This window comes from Vibrio sp. CUB2 (genome assembly GCF_001557945.1).
Taxonomy (GTDB): domain Bacteria; phylum Pseudomonadota; class Gammaproteobacteria; order Enterobacterales; family Vibrionaceae; genus Vibrio; species Vibrio owensii.
In genome coordinates this window covers 147,067-166,731 of record NZ_LNRB01000008.1, presented here as the reverse complement: position 1 = coordinate 166,731, position 19,665 = coordinate 147,067, and the positions used below count along the sequence as shown (strand labels likewise).

The 19,665-nt window shown below is 45.3% G+C and carries 18 protein-coding genes and 1 pseudogene; 9 read left to right on the top strand and 10 right to left on the bottom strand.

All coding sequences use genetic code 11. The features are described 5' to 3' along the window. Nucleotides 1-54 precede the first annotated feature (54 nt). Nucleotides 55-807, bottom strand: a complete 753-nt coding sequence (locus ATB78_RS14760; RefSeq protein WP_005435790.1) for a helix-turn-helix transcriptional regulator — start codon at nt 805-807, stop codon at nt 55-57. Nucleotides 808-1,551: 744 nt separating this feature from the next. Between ATB78_RS14760 and ATB78_RS14755 the strand changes: the two genes are divergently transcribed. The 5 genes from ATB78_RS14755 to ATB78_RS14735 all read left to right on the top strand — a co-directional run bounded on the left by ATB78_RS14755 (nt 1,552) and on the right by ATB78_RS14735 (nt 8,949). Next, a complete protein-coding gene (locus ATB78_RS14755) occupies nt 1,552-2,364 on the top strand; it encodes an AraC family transcriptional regulator (protein WP_005435788.1) in 813 nt (270 codons plus the stop codon). Between the two features lie 400 nt (nt 2,365-2,764). Then, nucleotides 2,765-5,896: a bifunctional proline dehydrogenase/L-glutamate gamma-semialdehyde dehydrogenase PutA gene (gene putA / locus ATB78_RS14750; protein ID WP_061009043.1), complete on the top strand. Its 3,132-nt coding sequence runs from the start codon at nt 2,765-2,767 to the stop codon at nt 5,894-5,896. 11 nt (nt 5,897-5,907) lie between these two features. Continuing rightward, nucleotides 5,908-6,615 carry a 1-pyrroline-5-carboxylate dehydrogenase gene (locus ATB78_RS14745; RefSeq protein ID WP_009706663.1) on the top strand — a complete coding sequence of 236 codons (708 nt, stop codon included), beginning with the start codon at nt 5,908-5,910 and terminating at the stop codon, nt 6,613-6,615. A 137-nt stretch (nt 6,616-6,752) separates the two neighbouring features. After that, nucleotides 6,753-8,246: a sodium/proline symporter PutP gene (putP, locus tag ATB78_RS14740; protein ID WP_041059275.1), complete on the top strand. Its 1,494-nt coding sequence runs from the start codon at nt 6,753-6,755 to the stop codon at nt 8,244-8,246. Between the two features lie 193 nt (nt 8,247-8,439). Continuing rightward, entirely contained in the window at nt 8,440-8,949 is a 510-nt protein-coding gene (locus ATB78_RS14735; RefSeq protein WP_038895068.1) for a MerR family transcriptional regulator, read from the top strand. Nucleotides 8,950-9,057: 108 nt separating this feature from the next. On the opposite strand, the gene ATB78_RS14730 is transcribed toward ATB78_RS14735, so the two are convergent. Beyond that, entirely contained in the window at nt 9,058-9,588 is a 531-nt protein-coding gene (locus tag ATB78_RS14730) for a GNAT family N-acetyltransferase (RefSeq protein ID WP_061009042.1), read from the bottom strand. Between the two features lie 148 nt (nt 9,589-9,736). Here ATB78_RS14730 and ATB78_RS14725 point away from each other — a divergent pair, with 148 nt between their 5' ends. Beyond that, nucleotides 9,737-9,976, top strand: a complete 240-nt coding sequence (locus ATB78_RS14725) for an RNA recognition motif family protein (protein WP_009706659.1) — start codon at nt 9,737-9,739, stop codon at nt 9,974-9,976. Nucleotides 9,977-10,063: 87 nt separating this feature from the next. Then, nucleotides 10,064-11,301 (top strand): IS3 family transposase gene (locus ATB78_RS28480; protein ID WP_155647809.1). Its coding sequence is split into 2 segments (ribosomal slippage): nt 10,064-10,436 and nt 10,436-11,301, totalling 1,239 coding nucleotides; the frame shifts between segments, so codons are not numbered across the junction. Between the two features lie 33 nt (nt 11,302-11,334). Here ATB78_RS28480 and ATB78_RS14715 read toward each other — a convergent pair. Beyond that, nucleotides 11,335-11,856: pseudogene (locus tag ATB78_RS14715) on the bottom strand (GNAT family N-acetyltransferase); the annotation flags it as partial. A 7-nt stretch (nt 11,857-11,863) separates the two neighbouring features. Further along, complete coding sequence (locus ATB78_RS14710) at nt 11,864-12,469, bottom strand: histidine phosphatase family protein (protein WP_009706657.1); 606 nt, start codon at nt 12,467-12,469, stop codon at nt 11,864-11,866. A 403-nt stretch (nt 12,470-12,872) separates the two neighbouring features. On the opposite strand from ATB78_RS14710, the gene ATB78_RS14705 reads away from it, so the two are divergent. Next, nucleotides 12,873-13,121, top strand: a complete 249-nt coding sequence (locus tag ATB78_RS14705; RefSeq protein WP_020194154.1) for a hypothetical protein — start codon at nt 12,873-12,875, stop codon at nt 13,119-13,121. A 7-nt stretch (nt 13,122-13,128) separates the two neighbouring features. Here the strand turns inward: ATB78_RS14705 and ATB78_RS29460 are convergent, their stop codons facing one another. After that, on the bottom strand, nt 13,129-13,296 hold the full coding sequence (locus ATB78_RS29460; RefSeq protein WP_009706656.1) for a hypothetical protein: 168 nt from the start codon (nt 13,294-13,296) through the stop codon (nt 13,129-13,131). A gap of 322 nt (nt 13,297-13,618) precedes the next feature. Here ATB78_RS29460 and ATB78_RS14700 point away from each other — a divergent pair, with 322 nt between their 5' ends. After that, a complete protein-coding gene (locus ATB78_RS14700; protein WP_033005158.1) occupies nt 13,619-14,095 on the top strand; it encodes an Lrp/AsnC ligand binding domain-containing protein in 477 nt (158 codons plus the stop codon). Between the two features lie 83 nt (nt 14,096-14,178). Here ATB78_RS14700 and ATB78_RS14695 read toward each other — a convergent pair whose 3' ends face one another. The 5 genes from ATB78_RS14695 to ATB78_RS14675 form a co-directional block, all read right to left on the bottom strand. Further along, nucleotides 14,179-14,886 (bottom strand): hypothetical protein, encoded by a 708-nt coding sequence (locus ATB78_RS14695; protein ID WP_005435770.1) that lies wholly within the window; start codon nt 14,884-14,886, stop codon nt 14,179-14,181. 815 nt (nt 14,887-15,701) lie between these two features. Then, nucleotides 15,702-16,430 carry a DsbA family protein gene (locus ATB78_RS14690; RefSeq protein ID WP_061009041.1) on the bottom strand — a complete coding sequence of 243 codons (729 nt, stop codon included), beginning with the start codon at nt 16,428-16,430 and terminating at the stop codon, nt 15,702-15,704. A 12-nt stretch (nt 16,431-16,442) separates the two neighbouring features. Then, complete coding sequence (locus tag ATB78_RS14685) at nt 16,443-16,952, bottom strand: protein disulfide oxidoreductase (RefSeq protein ID WP_155647808.1); 510 nt, start codon at nt 16,950-16,952, stop codon at nt 16,443-16,445. Beyond that, nucleotides 16,952-19,048: a protein-disulfide reductase DsbD domain-containing protein gene (locus ATB78_RS14680; protein WP_061009039.1), complete on the bottom strand. Its 2,097-nt coding sequence runs from the start codon at nt 19,046-19,048 to the stop codon at nt 16,952-16,954. The genes ATB78_RS14685 and ATB78_RS14680 overlap by 1 nt, the downstream gene beginning before the upstream one ends. A gap of 54 nt (nt 19,049-19,102) precedes the next feature. Next, a complete protein-coding gene (locus tag ATB78_RS14675; RefSeq protein ID WP_230599488.1) occupies nt 19,103-19,432 on the bottom strand; it encodes a hypothetical protein in 330 nt (109 codons plus the stop codon). Nucleotides 19,433-19,665 lie beyond the last annotated feature (233 nt).

Here is a 19,665-nt window from a genome sequence, read left to right as displayed (position 1 = left end):
GATAAAAAAACACCGCCGAAATTGGCGGTGTTTTTGTTTGAACAGAATCAAGAATCAGCGTTCGCCGTTGAGCACAACAGAAAGCTGATGTTTCAGCAGGGTCTTTGGCACAATTGAGCCGTAACCAGCTTCCATCGCTTTATCGATGAGCTCGTTTTTACTGTTGGCTTCAAACTTAGTGCGCAGACGAGCGACATGTCCTTCTACGGTTTTGGTTGAAATCCCCATCACTTGAGAGATGAATTGCGGCTTTTTGCCATACAGCAACAAGAACAAAGTCTCTTGCTCACGGCAAGTTAGCTTCTCCGGCTCGGGTTTAAGGTTAGCGAATCGGAAGATCGACTGCTGATTCGGTGAGCCGCCAATGGCTCGGCAAACCCAATAGCCTACTTCGATGACGGCAGTATCAGTCAGTTCACGACCATAAAATATGGTGCCAATGATGTTGCCATCGTCATCTCGCCAAGGCGTCTTGGTAAAGATGTGCGCGCGCCAATGACCATCTGGATAAGGGTGTATATCGAGGATCTTTAGCGACTCGCCAGTTTCAATCACGTGTTTATCTTGTTCTCGAAACTCTTGCGCACACTCAGTGGTAGGGCTAGCCATTTCAAAGTCTGTTTTACCGATACAGGCTTCAGGTGAATCGTACCCAATTAACTCGGCGTATTCCTGATTCACATAGCGGAATACCGAATCTTTATCTTTGCATCCCCAACAACCCGGTAGCTGTCGAAGGAGCGACTGTTCTATGGTATTGACTGGAATATTCACAATGGACTCACTACTGCTACTCATCGCCTGCATGATTGCAGGTCGGTATTCTCACTTCGTTTATCCTGTGTTTTTAAATGGCAACCATCACCTTGATCATGCTTTCGAGAATCGCGCCAGATAGAACTGGAAGAGAGAAGGTCGAGCAAGATAACTCAGCGTGATGATTAACGTCAGGATACGGTGAGATGGCCGATATATTATCAGCTTATGCCATTGTTTTCATTGGCGATAGGCAAAAAAAAGCCAGCCTGAAGACGGGCTGGCAACACAAGATATAATCTTGTCGACGTGTAGAAGAGGTTCTAAATTACATAGCGAGGGTCTGCTAAGTAAGTTAGAGGTATCAAGTAGATACCGTTGAGCTCAGGGTCGTATGCATCCTAGAGCTCGAGGTCTAATGTATTGAATTGTGAGCATATTGGTAAGGGGGGAAATCCCTCTATCTCCCTGTTTTTCGGGCATTTCACACGCTTTCGATCGTAATTTTGACCTCGTGGCTTACATTGGTTTGCATTTCAACGACAAGGATCTTTGTGAACGGCTTGTCTCATCTTTGGTAATTTTGGCTATCTGTCCGTTTTTGTTAAAAAAATTGGTTGCACATTGACCGTAAGTTACTCTTACATGATCATCGTTCCGGAACTATGATCATGTAGAGTACCTTGATCGTGTTGGTTTGATCTTGTGCGATTAGAAGGGGGAAGATTTGCAACCCAACCGAGAAGGTATATGATGCCAAGGTGTAAGCCGACTGTATAAAGACGACTGTTCGAAATGAGTGATTCAGATAACCCGAAAGCCCCGCCATATAAAGAGATCATGCTGCCTAAACCAGCAGAGTTGATCACGCTTCCGTCTTATATGGATTGCCATGATCATGCTTATACGCAGATCGTGATCGGCTTGAAAGGACAGGCCGAATTTGAGGTTCGTGGTCAGGGTAATTTGGTCGGGCCAGGTCAAGGTTGCATCGTAACGGCGTCTTCTGATCATGCTTTCGGCGGCGTGATTCATCAATCAGACATTTTGGTACTTAATATGCCAAAGCCTGCCAACGATGATCCCGAGATGCTGCAGAAAATCAACAATCTAGAGCGCTCTCATCTTTACTTCCAATTGGATGGTCAAATCCAAAAGCTGATTCAAATGTTAGTGCAAGAGATGCGTAATCATCCGGACGACTTACTGCTTAGCCGCGCATGTAACGATACCGTGATCGCTCTTATGCAGCGTCATATTTCTGCATTTGAAACGTCGAAGAAAGAATCGCGTTTTGATTTGGACGCCATTGACCGCTACATCGAACAGCATTTGAGTCATAAAATCAGTGTGGCGCAATTGGCTGGCAGTGTGTTTTTGGGTGAAAGCCAATTCCATAGCTTGTTCAAAGATCAGATGGGTATTACACCGCATCAGTACGTACTTGGTAAACGCATCGACATGGCGCGCGATTTGATTGAACAAGGCCACTTAACCTTGGGGCAAATTGCCGAATTCACTGGTTTCTCGAGCCAAAGTACCTTCACGCATACTTTTACTCGTTTACAAGGATTATCGCCTTCTCAGTATAAGAAACAGGTTGGTTAATCTTGTTCATTTAGTTGCTCATTTGGAAAGAGCCGCGCATGAGTCGCGGTTTTTTTGTGCTTGCATTTTGCACAGGAAAATCAAATTTTTTTGCGTAATTCTCCGAAAGTTTTCAGCGCTTTTGTTCGTTTCTCACAAAAGCGCAATTTAAATCCTTCTTATTCAAACAAAATCTGTCGAAAACCTGTCTACTTTTGTTGTAAATGACATGCAAAGATGAATTTTTACAACACAATATATTATCTATTTGCATGTGACTATGTAGATGTTTTGTTATAAAAGCGAGTTTTTAGCAAAAAGCTCGGAGTTTTTGACAAGTATTCTTCTCGCCCTCAAAATACACTGCCAGCCATTGATGATCCTCGAAGCGGTTTTCGAGGAGAGAGATTGAGGAAAACGCATGTTTACTGCAACGAACGTGTTAACACCAGAATTTATCGAGCAGCCGCTTGATAAGTTATGGTCACTGATCTCGCCATTGTACATGGTGGACGAGTCTCAATGGCTAGAGCAACTATTGCCACTAGCAACGCCGACAGCGGAAGAAAAATCGGCAATCACGACCCAAACAACCCAGCTTATCGAAGCTATCCGTGCGGATAAGAAGTCAATCCAGATGATTGATGCGCTATTGCTGGAATACAGCCTTGATACCCAAGAAGGTATCTTGCTGATGTGTCTTGCAGAAGCATTGATGCGTATTCCTGATTCAGCAACGGCGGATGCACTGATTAAAGATAAGTTAAGCGTAGCGGATTGGAAATCTCATCTTAAGAGTTCTGATTCCGTGTTCGTTAACGCGTCAACTTGGGGCTTAATGCTAACGGGTAAAGTGATTGGTCTTGGTGAGCAAGAACCCCAGAGCCCTGGTCAGGCTGTAAACCGCCTGGTAAACAAATTCTCAGAACCTGTGATTCGCAAAGCCATGTATCAGGCAATGAAGATCATGGGTCATCAGTTTGTACGTGGTCGTACGATTGAAGAAGCGCAGAAGAACGGTCGCCCAATGCGCGACAAAGGTTTCACCTACTCATTTGATATGTTGGGTGAAGCGGCGCTGGCTACGGCAGACGCAAGCAAGTACTTCAAAGACTACCTAATGGCGATTGAAGCCGTAGGTCGCGAAACGTACGGCAGCGATACAAGTCCTGCGCCTTCTGTTTCTATCAAGCTTTCTGCACTTCACCCACGTTACGAAGTGGCGAATGAAGAACGCGTGATGACAGAGCTTTATGACACTTTAACGCAGCTGCTTAAGCGCGCTATCGAAGTGGATGTTGCCATCACGATTGACGCAGAAGAAGCAGACCGTCTCGAGCTGTCACTCAAACTGTTTGAAAAACTGTACCGCAGCGACCTAGTGAAAGGTTGGGGCAAGTTTGGTCTGGTGGTTCAAGCCTACTCGAAACGTGCACTGCCAGTATTGGTATGGCTAAACGGTCTGGCGAAAGAGCAGGGCGATCTGATCCCGCTTCGTCTAGTAAAAGGCGCGTACTGGGACAGCGAAATCAAGTGGTCACAACAAGCGGGTTACGAGAACTACCCAGTTTACACGCGCAAAGAAGCGACGGATGTTGCTTACCTAGCGTGTGCGCGCTTCCTACTGAGTGAAGGCGTGCGCGGTAATATCTTCCCGCAGTTTGCTAGTCACAACGCGCACACTGTTACGGCGATTGCTGTAATGGCAGAGCACAAAGATTACGAATTCCAACGCCTGCATGGTATGGGCGATTCGCTTTATAACCATGTGATGGACACTTATGGTCAGCCAGTACGCATTTACGCGCCAGTCGGTAGCCATGCGGATCTGCTGCCTTACTTGGTTCGTCGCTTACTAGAAAACGGCGCGAACAGCTCGTTTGTGCACCGTTTGGTGGACGCGCGTTGCCCAATTTCAGAGCTGACGCATCACCCTGTTGATGTGTTGACCTCGTTTGAGACCTTGCACAACGGTCAAATTCCAATGCCAACCGGCATCTTCCCGGAGCGTAAAAACTCATACGGTGTGAACGTTGATATCGATAGCGAAGCGAAGCCGTTTGAAGCGCAGGTTGAAAGCTTCCTAGCCCAGAAGTGGACAGCAGGTCCGATCATCAACGGCGAAAAACATGCTGAAAGCATGATCAAGGAAAACTCCGCAGAGATCATTACTGCCCCTTACGATCGTCGTATTGAAGTGGGCCAGGTGGCTTTCGCAAGCCTTGATCATGTTTCCGCTGCGATCGAAGCGGCTGATGCTGCATTCCCAGAGTGGAAAGGCACGGCGATTGAACAAAAAGCAGTGTGCCTAGATAAGCTTGCGGATCTGATGGAAGAAAACTTGGCTGAGCTGGTGGCGATTTGTCACCAAGAAGCGGGCAAGACTATTCATGACAGCATTGATGAAGTGCGTGAAGCGGTCGATTTCTGTCGTTACTACGCGAAACAAGCGCAAAACCTTCAACCGTTCGAATTGGAAGGTTTTGATGGCGTGAAACGCATTTCTAGCCGCAAAGGGTTAGGTGTCTTCGTTTGCATCAGCCCATGGAACTTCCCACTCGCGATTTTCCTTGGTCAAGTCACAGCAGCATTGGTTGCAGGTAACACCGTTGTGGCTAAGCCTGCTGAGCAAACTAGCTTAATTGCGGCGCGAGCGATCGAATTGATGCTAGAAGCTGGCTTCCCAGCGGGCGTGATTCAGCTATTACCGGGTCGTGGTGGTGAAATTGGTCATGCACTAACCTCTCACGATGCGATTGCAGGCGTGGCATTTACTGGTTCGACAGCAACAGCGCAGCGCATCAATGTGACGCTTGCCGAGCGTAGCGCGAAGCCAGTACCGTTTATCGCTGAAACTGGCGGTCAGAACGCCATGATTGTGGATAGTACGGCACTACCAGAACAAGTTGTGCGTGACGTGATTCGTTCCGCTTTTGCTTCTGCTGGTCAACGCTGTTCTGCTCTGCGCGTTCTGTTCGTTCAAGAGGATGTTGCGGATCGCATCATCAACCTTATCCAAGGTGCAATGAATGAACTGCATGTTGGTATTCCTTACCTACACAAAACCGATGTGGGTCCGGTTATCGACAGCAATGCGAAAAATAAACTCCTTGCTCACCTAGAGCACATGACAAGCACGCAAACCAAAGTTGCTCAATTGCAATTGGACGAAGCGTGTCAGCACGGTGACTTTGTGTCGCCAAGTGCGTTCGAAATCTCGGGCATTGATGTTCTGAAAGAAGAGCAATTCGGTCCTATCTTGCACATTGTTCGTTTTAAAGCGTCTGAGTTGCCAAACGTGGTTGAGCAAATCAACCAAACCGGTTTTGGTCTCACAATGGGCATCCACAGCCGTAACGAAACCACTTACCGTTGGATTGAAAAACACGCTCGCGTGGGTAACTGCTACATCAACCGCGATCAGGTTGGTGCGGTGGTTGGCGTTCAGCCATTCGGTGGTCAAGGTTTGTCAGGTACGGGTCCGAAGGCAGGTGGTCCTCACTACCTATACCGCTTTACTAAACAACATCTTGTTCAAGCAGAGAAGGCGTAAGGAGTCGCATTATGGTTCATCAGATCACGTATTTTAAAGATGCATTCTCTGCGTGGGAGCAGTGGAATCTGACCGATTTTGATTACAAATGTGAGCATTTGCTGGCATTTAAATCTGCGATTGAAGAGCAGCATAGTGTGGTTGGCAAAGTGGTGTCTTACCACTTGCAGCAAGCGTCTGCTCTGCTGGCAGAAACTCATCAGTTAGTTGGCCCTACGGGTGAAACTAACGAGCTGTACGCAGCGGGTCGCGGTGTGGCTTTGGTCGTTTGTGAAAACAACCTAGCAAATACCGAGAACGCTCTGTACAGCACCTTTGCAATGATCACCTGTGCTCTGATTGCAGGCAACAGCGTGGTGATTTGCAGTGACAATACAGAGCTCACTCAATTGGTTAAGCAGGCTGTAGCGTCAGCAAACTTCCCATCTAACTTAGTCCAAGTGGTTGCGTACGATGCGTCTTCCCCGTTGTTAGACAGCGACGTACGTAGTGTGGGTTATGTTGGGCATTCACAGGTTGAGCATGCGCTTAACCTGCAACTGGCTAAGCGTGACGGTGCCATCGTCGGCTTAGTTTCTGAAACGGATTTAGAGTCACCGACATTGACTCATGATCCTCATCTGTCGTTGCGCTTCATTACCGAGCGTACTCGAACGATAAATATTACAGCAGTGGGCGGTAACGCGACTCTACTCGAGTTGGGAAGCGACTCCCACTAACCTGACTTGTGATACCAATCTGAATCAAAAGAGCCTGAGAGCTTACTCGGGTTGGTATCTCTTACTTTGATGTATTGCTGCGATGGCAAAATATCAAAGCGGGCAAGGAAGGAAATAATTATAACGAGGACTATCAAATGATAGAAAATAGCTTTGCTATCACGACCACTTTTGTGGCGTACTTGCTAATTATGGTTGCCATTGGCGTTTACGCGTATAAGAGGACTTCCAATTCATCAGACTACTTCCTAGGTGGTCGTAGCCTTGGTCCATGGCCAGCGGCACTATCTGCGGGTGCATCAGACATGAGTGGCTGGTTGCTACTTGGTCTTCCGGGGTATGCGTATGCAGCAGGTATTGAAGCGTTCTGGCTAGCAGGTGGTCTGCTTGTGGGTACATGGCTAAACTGGTTAATCAGTGCAAAACGCCTACGTACGTACAGCATCCAAACTGATGCGCTAACGCTGCCTGAGTTCCTGTCGCGTCGCTTTAACGATAAGTCGAAACTGATTCAGACAATCTCTGCGTTCTTCATTCTTCTATTCTTCCTTTTCTACACCAGCTCAGGCTTGGTAGCAGGGGGTAAACTGTTTGAGACCGTATTCGGCTTGGATTACAGCATTGCCGTTATCATTGGCACGGTGTGTGTGGTTTCGTACACGCTATTCGGTGGTTTCTTAGCGGTATCTTGGACGGACTTGGTGCAAGGCCTATTGATGGCGGCAGCACTAATGATTGTACCTGTTGCAGTAATGGACGGTGGCCTAGGTCAACTAGCGACGGACATGCACAACATTAACCCAGAGTTACTAACGCTATGGAGCGACGTGAAAGGTGAGCCTCTATCGGCTATCGCGATCATCTCTTTGGTAGCATGGGGTCTAGGTTACTTTGGTCAGCCGCACATCTTAGCGCGTTTTAAAGCTTCTCGTTCAAACAAAGACCTAACAACAGCGCGTCGTATCGCTGTGGGTTGGACTGCCCTTTCTATGGCAGGTGCAATGCTCGTTGGTCTTGTTGGTCTAGTGTGGGTAACAGGTCACCCTGGTACACAGCTAGATGACGGTGAGAAAATCTTCATGCTATTGGTGAACACAGTATTCCACCCAGTGATTGCAGGTATCCTATTGGCGGCAATCCTAGCGGCGGTAATGAGTACTGCGGATTCACAGCTTCTAGTATCTTCATCAGCTCTTGCAGAAGACTTCTACAAGCAAGTGATTAAGCCAGATGCAACGTCTGAAGAAGTGGTAATGATTGGTCGTGTAGGCGTTATCGTGATTTCTCTTATCGCACTATTCCTAGCAATGACGCCAGACAGCTCTGTTCTAGGTCTTGTCTCTTACGCTTGGGCTGGCTTTGGCGCTGCGTTTGGTCCAGCAGTTGTACTTAGCCTTTACTGGAGCGGCATGAACCGTAACGGCGCACTAGCAGGTATCCTAATCGGTGGTGTGACTATCGTGGTTTGGAAACAGCTAACAGGCGGTTGGTTCGATGTGTACGAAATCGTACCGGGCATCATCTTCTCTACTATCGCTATCGTGGTAGTGAGCAAAATGACTGGTGGTGCAGCACAAGAAGTGCTTGAGCAACACAAAGAATACGAGAAGAAATTGGTTGAGCTAGACTAATCAATCTCAAGTGAAAACAAAGCCCGCGTTCGTCGCGGGCTTTTTTGTGCTTACTCTATGGTTGATGGTCGATGGTGATTTGAATGACTACTAACACCTCAATTAGAGAATTTCTGAGGTATAGTAAAAAACGTGTTGACCCGTCTATCAGTGTAGGGCTGATGCTATGTCTGTACCGACAAAAGGAGCCACTATGCTAACCGTAACCCAACTGGCCAGAGAGTGTGGACTCTCTCGTACTACGATTCTTTACTATGAGCGTGAAGGCTTGCTAGCACCTGCACATCGTTCAGAAAACGGTTATCGCTGGTATGGAGAAAAAGAGATTCAGCGTTTAAAAACGATCTCGTCCTATCGTTCTTATGGGTTACCGATTTCCAGCATACGCACTTTGTTGGCACAGAAAGGCAAATCTCAAGCGGAGATCTTGAAAGACCATTTCAATGAACTCGAACGCGAGATTCAAAATCTGCGAGCGCAGCAAAAAGCGATCGTGGTGCTATTACAAGAACCACAACTGATAGAGGATAACATTGTGACTAAAGAACGTTGGGTACAAATCATGCAAGCGGCGGGTTTCTCTGAAAACGACATGGTGACATGGCACCAGAAATTTGAAGAGATGGAGCCTGCTGAGCACCAAAAATTCCTTGAATCTTTGGGTATTGAGCAAGATGAAATTGTGCGCATTCGTGCTCTATAATTAGCGCCTAAGCAGCGTATTAAAAACCGGTTAAACAAAAATAAGCCTCTTCGTGAGGCTTATTTTTTGTGGCGCTATATTTAATAAAAAAGTTTAATCATAAACTGCCTATTGACGGATCTTTGAGTAAACCACAGTGTTACTCAATTCCCCTGAGGTAGAGAGTCGATCGTGTCTCAACTCACCTTCAAAATCATAACCACAACGCTCTGCGACGGCACGGCTTTTTAGGTTGGTTGAATCTGCCGTAATAGCAATGCGCCTTGCACCAAGATCTTCAAACGCGTAACGCTCTAATTCTAACACTGCTTCGGAAATGTAGCCGTTACCAACAGCGATATCATCTAACCAATAGCCAATCTCAAATGCTGGTACTTCCTGATCTTTAATCATTAAGCCAACGGCACCAATTAAGCGATCGCTTTCCTTCTCGATGATGAAGTAACGCAATTCCTCTTCGAAGCTTTCAAAGTTGGTGATGGCTTTTTCTGTTCCCTCTATCATGGCTTCTAGTGTGAGTACATGTGGCACCCAAGGAAGGTACGTTTCGAGCGTCTTCTGGCAACGTACCACGACTTGATGTGCTTCCTCAGCACGTTCCAAACAAGCGGGGATTAGCTTAAGACGTTTCGTTTCCATATCGGCTCTCCTTTGGGTGAAAAATGAACGAAAAATCATTTAATCAGATGTACTTAGAATGATCTAGTCGTTCGTACAATATTATTCGCTTGGTTTGCTTGGAAGAACCTGAGAGAATCGTACGGTTATTAAACCAACTAGGTTCATTATGAAACTTTTAGTAAGAAACTTGGCTCGTGAAACAACCGAGCAAGAGATGCGCAAACTATTCTCAGCGCACGGCAAAGTAGAACTTTGTACTTTGGTTCTTGATCAAGAAACCGGTTTATCGAAAGGCTTCGGCTTTGTGATCATGCCAGATGAAGCAGAGGCGATTGCTGCACTGGAAGCGCTGAACTTGACCAGCGTAGCGAAAAGCAAGATTCGCGTGAAAGTCGCTCAAGACTAAGGGACATAAAAGCCAGCATCATCGCTGGCTTTTATGTCCCTTCAAACTGTCTCGTCCTGAAATGTGTTTACACATTGAGGACTAATTATGACAACTTCAAATACATCCTACATTAAGCGCACTCAGCGTGATTACACACTAGGCTTTAAATTACAGGTCGTTGATGCCGTGGAAAAAGGCGAAATGACCTACAAACAAGCGCAAGCTGTTTATGGTATCCAAGGTCGCTCAACCGTTTTAACTTGGCTAAGAAAGCATGGAAAAATGGATTGGACGCATAACCCAAGGAAGAACGCCATGTATAAAACTACAAAGCCGAATGAGTCACCCGCTCAAAAAATTAAACGTCTTGAAAGAGAGCTCGAAGACGAGCGGATAAGAAACCTGTTCTTGAATGAAGTCGTCGATATTCTTGACTCTGAGCATGGGACAAACCTGAGAAAAAAGTATCTTGCCAAGGAGCGAGAAGCCTTCAAAAACAGAAAGGACTCAGTTTAGCCAGAGTCTGCCGCTTATGTGGAATATCGAGACAAAGTGTTTACCAAAGAGAGAAACGAGCAACTGCGCGGAAAATAGAAATCCAGCCAGTAAAGGAAATGGTCCTAGAGTTGCGCCGTTATATGCCTCGAATTGGAACGAGAAAGCTACACTTTTTACTCAAACCAAAGCTGATAAAGGCTGGCATTAAGCTGGGTAGAGATGCACTTTTTGACTACTTACGTCATGAAAGGCTTCTTATTCGACCAAAGCGCAGCTATACAAAGACAACCAACAGTCGTCATTGGATGAAAAAGCATCCTAACTTGCTTAAGGAGTTTAAGCCTAGTCGCCCCGAAGAAGTATTAGTTAGTGACATTACTTATGTTCAATCAGACGAAGGCGTCCATTACTTGTCACTCGTGACAGATGCATTTAGCCGTAAAGTTATGGGATATGAATTGAGTAATGAGATGAAAGCAACCGATGTTGTAAAAGCATTACGTATGGCGATAAAAGCTCGCCAATATCGGTGTCCATGTATTCATCATTCAGACCGAGGGCTCCAATATTGCTCAAGCGTCTACCAAAGGCTGTTAAAAGTTGGCGATATAAAACCATCAATGACTGATGGATATGACTGTTATCAGAACGCGTTAGCAGAGAGGGTCAACGGGATACTAAAGCAAGAGTTCTTACTTCATAGGAGTCGGAATATCGAAGAGCTCAAACAGCTAGTAAAGCAGTCCGTTTGTATCTATAACAATATGAGGCCGCACCTTAGTCTCGGGATGAGAACCCCAAATGAGGTGCATGAAAAAAGCCAACTGCTGGGGCAGTTGGCTTAGTGAAAAACTGTCAACGTATTTTAGGACGAGACAAACGAACGTTTTTTGATAAACACAAACTTCACGCTCTGCCCCTTTAGGTCCAACCCAAGTGTTTTCGACGTAAGGTACATTGAGTTTGTTTATCACCGATTTGGAACGTTGGTTTTCCACTAAGTGCCGTACCTTAATTCCGGCTAACTCAAAGTCGACACGCGCGAACTCGATGAGTGCGCTCGTAGCTTCAAATGCGTAACCTTTCCCCCAGTAAGGGACACCGAGCCAATAACCTAAAGTGCCATAGCCATCCTCAACTCTCGGTATGCTCACGGCGCCTAATAACTTTCCTGACTCACGCAAGGTAATAGCGTAGACGACACCTCTGCGCTCTTTGTACATTGATGCATGTCCGTCAATCCATGTTTTCGCCATAGGCAGCTCATAAGGATGCGGAATGTTCGCGGTCATATCTGCGATGATTTTTTCACCCGCGAGTAAAGCGACGCGTTCGCTATCTTCATGCTGGAAAGGGCGCAGAATGAGTCGCTCAGTAAAGAGTTTTGGTTGTGTTGGCATAACGGAATCACCTTACAGATTGAATGACCCACACATCGAGATCAGGTCGGTAAGTTGTGTCGAAGTAGCCCAAATCATCGAACGCAAATCGGACTCCAGTTTCGTTGGCTCTTGGTTGGTTGCCACAAATCACATTAAACATCGTGCTGAGGAAGCGTCCGTGGGAAACCACCAAGTAGCGGCCACTGCCACGTCTGATGATAGATTGAAGGGCAAGGCTTGCTCGGGCGTAAAGCTCAACACCGCTTTCCCCTTCATTGGCAGAGACGACGCAAGGTTGGTACGGGTTGACGAAATCAGCCATAGGGTATTTGTGTTGAGATTCGCTAAAAGGTAACCCTTGCAACGGGCCGTTATCACGCTCCATTAATTCATCATGCGTGGTCATAGGGACATTTAGGTGTGTAGAAAATATCTCTCCAACATGGCGTGCTCGCTGCATTGAGCTACTTAAAATCGCATCGTACTTTCGCCCTTCTTCGGCAAATTGTTTCGCGCGATTTTCGGCTTGTTGAATTCCAATTTCGGTGAGCGGACTGTCGAATCGTCCTTCATGAACGCGTAAATCATCTGCAAGTGAACGTCCATGGCGGACGAAGGTAATATGAATCATCTTACTTCCTTGTTTATCTCTTTAGAACGGCATGTTCTGTACGAAGAGGGAGTTAGCTCCACTGCTTATTTTGCACACAATTCACACTGTAAATTGAAGCCGTTTTGGAGAGATAAATCCGTCTTCTCTCGTAGGCAAGCAGAGCAATATGGGCAATACCGAATGTAAAAAATAAGTACGTACAATCAGTTATGTATGATGTCTCGTAGTATTACATACATAGGTGCTATTTTTCATAATTTGGTCGAAAAATTGAGGTCTGACCAAGGTCTCAGTTTTTGAGTTCTTGGATGTCATTTTTTGGATGTGGAACACAAAAAAGCAAAGGGGCTTTTTTATTGTGGAATTATTTTGAACAAAATATGTCAATTGTCAGTAGCACAGGAAATCAGGGAGAAAGGAAATGCCTAATATTTATTGCTCAGTTTGCAAAAGAACAACGCAGCATAAAGTGATCATGAAGCGTTGTGAACCAGAGCATATCGCTACGCTAACTGGCAAAGTCGTGAGTTTTACTCAGTTGATGGCAAAGTTTGTATCAGGTGAGCATTACTACGAAATGGAACCGCAGTACTACTGCCGTTGCTGTAACCATCGCGCTATCGGTGAAGTGGTTCAACATCCAGCGCGACAGACATCAGCAATCATGTAATCGACTTTTAAGCAGCCAGCTCTTTCTCTGCTGCAAATGGCATTCCATCGATCATAACTGGCCAGCCGTAAGAGGCATATTCAGACGCCAGAGATTTTGCCACTTCGTGTGAAACGGTCGTGTACGTCCATTCACCAACACCAAATGGCTTGTACGCGAGTTGTAGGGTTAACATTGCTTTCTCCTCATTATTTTTGCCTATTATTGCCTTACCATTTGGCTCATTTCTTTTCTTAAAAGCTCATGTTTTTCTATTCAAAGTTCATCATTCCATTTTTTCGTTAACAAAATTATCTTATTAATAAAGTTACCTATATTGTTTGGTCTATTTATAAATTAGATGCATGAATGTTTTCATTTTTAGAATATTTGACGACTTTTTGTTCAGGGCAAACGTTAAATGCCTGCGAGTTTCACACGTTGCTCATTTCACTATTTGCAAACTGAATAGTAACTATTAATCTGGTGATTCCTGAGTTGTTACAAGGATGTGGTGAATGAGTTATCAACTAGACAGAATTGATTTACAGATTTTGAGAGTGTTGCATTCTCGAGGTCGAATTCCAGTGGTGGAATTGGCAAAGCAGGTTAACTTAACCACATCACCATGCTCTGAACGCGTAAAACGGTTGGAAAAAGAAGGCTTCATCAATGGCTATCACGCAGAGCTCAATGCCGAAAAGCTTGGGTTGGATGTGCAGGTCTTTATTCATATTCGTCTTGATCAAACTAGCTTCTCGATTTTCGAGAAATTTGCTAAAGCGGTCGAGTTGATGCCTGAAATTGAAGAGTGCTACTCGCTGTCGGGTGACTTCGATACCATGATCAAAGTGCGAGTGAAGAATATGAAGGCTTATCAGGAATTTATGTCGAGTAAGCTAGGGACGTTACCAGGTGTGATACAAACTCGTAGTGAAGTGGTCATCGAAGAACACAAGACTGGATTTGGTGTAAATCCAGAGCTGCTTGGTTAATACCCACGTTTAGGTTCACATGACAGACACAAAAAAGGAGCCATGGAGGCTCCTTTTCAATTCTCGTATGTAGCTTGTATCAATTAAGCGCTGACGAAAGTGGTCAATACGCCGATCAGGCCACCAAATACGCCACCCCAAACTACGAGCCAGCCAAGATGTTCTTTAATCATCTTCTGTACGATTTCTTTCACCAAAGCTGGTGTCAGTTCGCTAAGGCGCTGATCGATGATGCTTTCGATGTTCTGCTTGATTTCATCCATCATTGCTGGCGATTCCATCTGCTCTTTTAGCGCTTCTTTGATGCTGTCGCTCTTGCTTAGATCGATAATGGATTCTTGCATCTTCTCTACGAATGGTTGGCGCATAGGTTGCAGCGCTTCTGCTCCGCCAAACATCGCTAGCATGCCACCAAACTGAGATCCTTCGATAACTTCAACCAGTGAGTCAAACGCTGGGTTTAGGTCGACTTTCTCAATCACGGGTTCAAGATTGATGTTCACACCACCTGCCATTTCTTTGTTTAAGAAACGGTCGATGTTTGCTTCAGTAAAGAACTGCTCCATCATCAGGTTTTTGATTGCCAGTTTGAACTCTTCGAAGCGCGCTGGAATAACTCCTGAGCCATATAAGCCGGGTACTTTTTCAAACAGCATGTGAATCGCCAGCCAGTTGGTGATCGCGCCAGAAAAAGCGAACAGACCCGCGTACCAAAGGTAATCATTTTGAATGTGATATCCCGCGCCCATCATGGCGATTGCGAGGATATTAGTCAGCAAACTTTTGTTCATAGTGACCGATTATGTATGAGTTGATGAAGTAATAAGTGGGCATGATTTTATACCCAACCGACAGCTAGATGCTAGGTTGAGAACAATAGGATTCATGTGGGCGAGATAGAGTAGGGGCGAAAAAAACAAAACCCGACAATCATTGTCGGGCCACTGCTTTTTCTTAGAAACTCTAAGATTATTTATTATTGTGCTTTTAGAAGCGGAAGACCTTACGGCAAAGTTGGCATTTCCAGCGCTCTGAGTAGCCGAATAATTTATCCGCCCAACTTTGTTTTACTTGTACGATCTGCATTGAACCACATTTACACATAAGCTAATTACCTTATTATTAGATTAATAACTAAGCCATCAATTGAGTATAGCTGTTTCTCAAAAAGTGAAATTACAAATGAATCCAGCGAGATACTCTGCGTTGTGTCCACTGCTAACGAATACGCAACGGGGCGCTATACTAGCAGAAAAAGTGTGATTTGCATTCATAAAGTTGTTTCATAGTTGAGACTTTAAGTGATCATGATCACGTATTGTGTCGAGTGTGAGAATTTTGAGAAGAATAAAAATCGGAAAAAACATGCATTTGTTTTTGTGTTAGATTGGACACTCTAATGCTTTTTATGTGTTTAAAATCAATATGATAATAGAGCTTTCATTTGGCGCGTGAGTATATGAAGTTTAGTCAGTTTCTTATCTTATTTGTGGCAGTGTTGGTTGCAACGTCCAGCATTGTTGGTGTCTTCGGGGTAACAACGCTTGGCGTCCTTTACTACTGCTGATAAAAAACCGACGCCTGTTAGCGTCGGTTTTTTTGTTTGTTATTGAGTTTCTAACTCTTTTAACTTTTGCTGAACGAGTGGGAAGAGATCTTCAAATGGCATGTAGCCAGGAATCACTTCTCCATCAATGAGAATGGCTGGGGTGCCACTCGCCCCCAACTTCATAAATAGCTCATAGTTCTTTTCAATAATCGCTGTGCTCGCATCATCGGTAGAAACATATTGAGCCACATCGTTTGTGGTGGCTACTTTCATGATAGAACGGGCGTTGTGTATTCCCGGCTTACTCATCATAGTTTTTTCCACTTGCTTGAACTTATCGTTGTCACCTTTCCAAACATTAAGTGCGAAAGTAGCAGAGTTAGAGCCATTTCCTCTTTCTTTCAAAGGAACGTATAAATTTACAACTTTGATGTCATTCGGAAGCTCTTTGACGATCTGGTGAAGAACCGGGTCTAGCTTTTTACACCATGGACAACTCAAGTCGGTAAAGACTGCAATGGTGAGCTTTGGATCGGCTGCACCAAACCACGGAATATCAGGGTTGTTAAACATGTAATCGTGATTGTCCGCGAGTGTCTTTTCGAAACCATCTCGTTGCTCGATATAGAGTTCAAGACTCTCGTGCAATGAGTCGACAATCTCCCCGTTGTTTCTAAGAAGTTGCGCAATTTCTTCAATTTTCTGCTCCTGAGTTTTTGCGAAAGACACGGGAGTGAAAGTGAATGCTGCAATCAGTGCAGCGATTAGTGTGAAGTTCAATTTCATGTTTGTTACCAATTAGAATTTTGTCATCGATAAACGGGCAATTAACCCGACAGGTGTTGTGATACCGCTTGTTACGCTCTTTATCTCGCCGTCTTTTATAATGGCGATGGTGGGTGTGACTGCTATTCCCCATTGCTTTGAGATTTCACCACGTAAGTCGTTAATATTGTTGAAGGCATAGTCTTTAGCTGTCATGTAGCGCCTAACTCGCTCATCTGAACCGGAGTTGAGAGAAACCCCAATAACTTGATAGTGATTGCCGAACCAATCGACGGTAGGAGTGACGAACTTACATGCTGCACACCATGTTGCCCAAAAATACACAATCACGGGTTCATCCTTACTCATCTCCATGACATCCAGATACTGCCCAGAAAGGGAATTGCCGGCGAGATGAGGGACATCAAACACCGGAATGTCTTTGGTTCTCCATGTATCCACGGCAAAGACCAATACCCCCGCAAATAAAACGTAGAGGATGGATTCTTCTATCCATGACCTCTTTAGACGTTGCTTTTTCATTATTCACCACGTGCTTTTTCAATGGCGCTAATGACATCGTCACTGGTCAGAATGACAGGCAATTCAATGCCATTTGGTGCTCCTGGCCCAAAGACGATATTGAATGGCACGCCAAACCGGTCGTAGCTTTGTAGGTAGGACGTCACGCTATCACTTGGAACAGTCCAGTCGCCTTGCATAGCCACGATATCTGTACTGTTGAGTTCGCTATAAACGGGCTCTTGCAGTAGAACGCCAACCTTGTTTGCTTTGCAGGTCACACACCAATCTGCAGTGACATCGACAAACACAACTTTTCCCTCTTCAACATATTGGTCGATGGCTTGCGCTGATAGAGTTTCCCACTTTGGCTCTGGAGGCAGGACATTGGTATTGGATTCTTTTGCCACAATCGTTACACCCAAAGTCGCAATCAATAGAGCACTGCAGATTAGGGTGGCTTTGACTCCGTGCACTTGAACCATGCGAGCAAACAGTGCACTCGCGCTGATAGCAATCAATCCGTAGAGCCACTCTTCAGAGAGGTGGTTTGCGAGCAATGACATCAGCCAAATACTGGTGATGAGCATCATCACGCCAAAGGCGTATTTGATTCGATTCATCCACTGACCAGGTTTTGGTAGTGCCATTGCGATGGAAGGAAAGAGCGCGACAGCAATCCAAGGCAACGCCATTCCAAGTGCAAGAGCAGTGAAAATACCAAACATGGTTGGAATGTTGGTCGCAAGTGCGAAAGCGACGGCGGTGCCAAGGAAAGGCGCAGAGCATGGTGTTGCCAATAGTGTGGCAAACATACCTTGTGTGAAATGCCCTATATAGCTGTTGTCACCCTTCGAGGCTAGCCAAGTATTGGTATTCGATGACAACCGAACCTCAAACAATCCCAACATGTTTGCGCCGAACAGAGCAGTAATTAAGAACATAACACCGATGAACCAACCACTTTGGAACTGAATTCCCCATCCAATGGCACTGCCTGATAGCTTAAGTACCGTGAGGAAAAGTGCGATGAGCCAAAACGAAGCAAGAATCCCAACTGCCGAGGCTAAAAACTGGAATCTGACCTGCTTCTTCGCCATACCTTGCGCTAATACAACGCTACTTAGCTTCATGCCAAGTACAGGGAAAACGCACGGCATGATATTCAAAATGAACCCGCCCAACAGCGCGAAAAGCAACATACTGAGAAGGGATGTGTTATCCGATGCAATGGCTCCAGCAACGACGGTTGTCGGTTGTTCAGCCACAAACTCGTCGTCTTTGACGCTAATTGAGATCGCTTCTCCCACTAGGTTTGGTGTTTCCATCCAACTGCTGACGTCAAAAGTCGCAACCAGCTTATTCTGTTCGATTTGGATGTTAGGCAGGGAGAAATTGGCGTCTTGCATTTCTATCGATTGACCATCGACAATCACGTCTGGCTTTTGCCAACCCAGTTGGTGAGTTGCAGTCACTTGAAGTTGCGATTTGCTTTGGTCCCAACTTGCGGTGATGTCGCTTAGCAGTGGTGATGGTTTTGGCACTTTGCTCATGGTTTGAGCAAATTGAAACGCTGCTTCATCCGCTGGAATCAATTCATCAGGCGTGAATTGAAGTTGGATTGGGAAGTCAGTTAAAACACAAATCTCGGTGCACGATGACATAGTCAAAACGGCATCTAAATTTACTGGCTTTGAGATATCTTCCACATGAATCTTCATCGGGAAGATGGCGTTATGTTTGTAGCCTAATGTATCAATACCCAACAGGTCAAAGCGCTCAGGGAAGGTCCAAAACCACTCGACATCAGTGATGTTTTGAGACTTATCCCAATCCATTTTAGGGGCGATACCACCCTCACCGGGGCTTCGCCAGTAGGTTTTCCATTCACCAGCCAAGCGAGCTTCTAAATAGCCGGCCACGGTTTTTTCTTTAGGGTTGGTTCGTCCTGTTAGGATAAATCGAGTTTCGATGTAGGGATGATTTGCTTCTTGCATCCAGCCTGTCGATACAGGTTCTGCAGAAGCAGCAGCTTGCACGCTTAATGTGAACATGGCGTACAAGGTCGCGAATAGCCACAATATGGCTAAACGTAGCGACGTTTTTGAATTTTTCATTTATGAGTTTCCTTAAAGATGAATTTTTTGAGTGTTACTAGAACGCTCGAAAACTCATTCTCTAAAGACACATATCTTGAGGTGTACTCGCCTACCCTTATGTAAGATCGGCTCAGTAAATGGTGGGAAATAAGGTGTTGTCGATAACAGCCACAGGATGAGTGCTAGCGCTATCGTATAAACCAACACTGCCTGATCAGCGATATGATGTTGGTCGAGGTTAATCAGGTGTTCTGATAACTCACATTTCGATGCAGTCTCTTCTCCACTGTCGGTTGCTTGCATCAGAGTTTGTGCAACAGCGCCATCTTCGGAGTATTCAAGCACGCAACTCTGGATAAAGCCGATGTTGTTTGCCAGACACACACCAACGACCCACCACACGAGCAGTAGTGTCCATTTCGTCAGGTTTTGCCTGTGCTTGAAAGAGATCATGAGAAGGGGGTTATTGATGGCTGAATACAAAACATGGAGTATCAGACAAAGCTAATATGAGAAAGTTTCGCGCCTTACTTAATAATTAAGAATTTTTTATGCCGCAGCTTTTCTGGCGCAGTCCGTGCTTAAAGCAAAATTCTTTTAACAAGGCTGTTAGAAGGCAGATATAGAAAAGGCGA

Coding starts and splice junctions, on each gene's coding strand:
- ATB78_RS14700 (WP_033005158.1), top strand. CDS start 13,619: ATGAGTTATCAACTAGACAGAATTGATTTACAGATTTTGAGAGTGTTG.
- ATB78_RS14685 (WP_155647808.1), bottom strand. CDS start 16,952: ATGAAAAAGCAACGTCTAAAGAGGTCATGGATAGAAGAATCCATCCTC.
- ATB78_RS14710 (WP_009706657.1), bottom strand. CDS start 12,469: ATGATTCATATTACCTTCGTCCGCCATGGACGTTCACTTGCAGATGAT.
- ATB78_RS14735 (WP_038895068.1), top strand. CDS start 8,440: ATGCTAACCGTAACCCAACTGGCCAGAGAGTGTGGACTCTCTCGTACT.
- ATB78_RS14760 (WP_005435790.1), bottom strand. CDS start 807: ATGCAGGCGATGAGTAGCAGTAGTGAGTCCATTGTGAATATTCCAGTC.
- ATB78_RS14695 (WP_005435770.1), bottom strand. CDS start 14,886: ATGAACAAAAGTTTGCTGACTAATATCCTCGCAATCGCCATGATGGGC.
- ATB78_RS14690 (WP_061009041.1), bottom strand. CDS start 16,430: ATGAAATTGAACTTCACACTAATCGCTGCACTGATTGCAGCATTCACT.
- ATB78_RS14680 (WP_061009039.1), bottom strand. CDS start 19,048: ATGAAAAATTCAAAAACGTCGCTACGTTTAGCCATATTGTGGCTATTC.
- ATB78_RS14705 (WP_020194154.1), top strand. CDS start 12,873: ATGCCTAATATTTATTGCTCAGTTTGCAAAAGAACAACGCAGCATAAA.
- ATB78_RS14730 (WP_061009042.1), bottom strand. CDS start 9,588: ATGGAAACGAAACGTCTTAAGCTAATCCCCGCTTGTTTGGAACGTGCT.
- putA (WP_061009043.1), top strand. CDS start 2,765: ATGTTTACTGCAACGAACGTGTTAACACCAGAATTTATCGAGCAGCCG.
- ATB78_RS14745 (WP_009706663.1), top strand. CDS start 5,908: ATGGTTCATCAGATCACGTATTTTAAAGATGCATTCTCTGCGTGGGAG.
- putP (WP_041059275.1), top strand. CDS start 6,753: ATGATAGAAAATAGCTTTGCTATCACGACCACTTTTGTGGCGTACTTG.
- ATB78_RS14725 (WP_009706659.1), top strand. CDS start 9,737: ATGAAACTTTTAGTAAGAAACTTGGCTCGTGAAACAACCGAGCAAGAG.
- ATB78_RS14755 (WP_005435788.1), top strand. CDS start 1,552: ATGAGTGATTCAGATAACCCGAAAGCCCCGCCATATAAAGAGATCATG.
- ATB78_RS29460 (WP_009706656.1), bottom strand. CDS start 13,296: ATGTTAACCCTACAACTCGCGTACAAGCCATTTGGTGTTGGTGAATGG.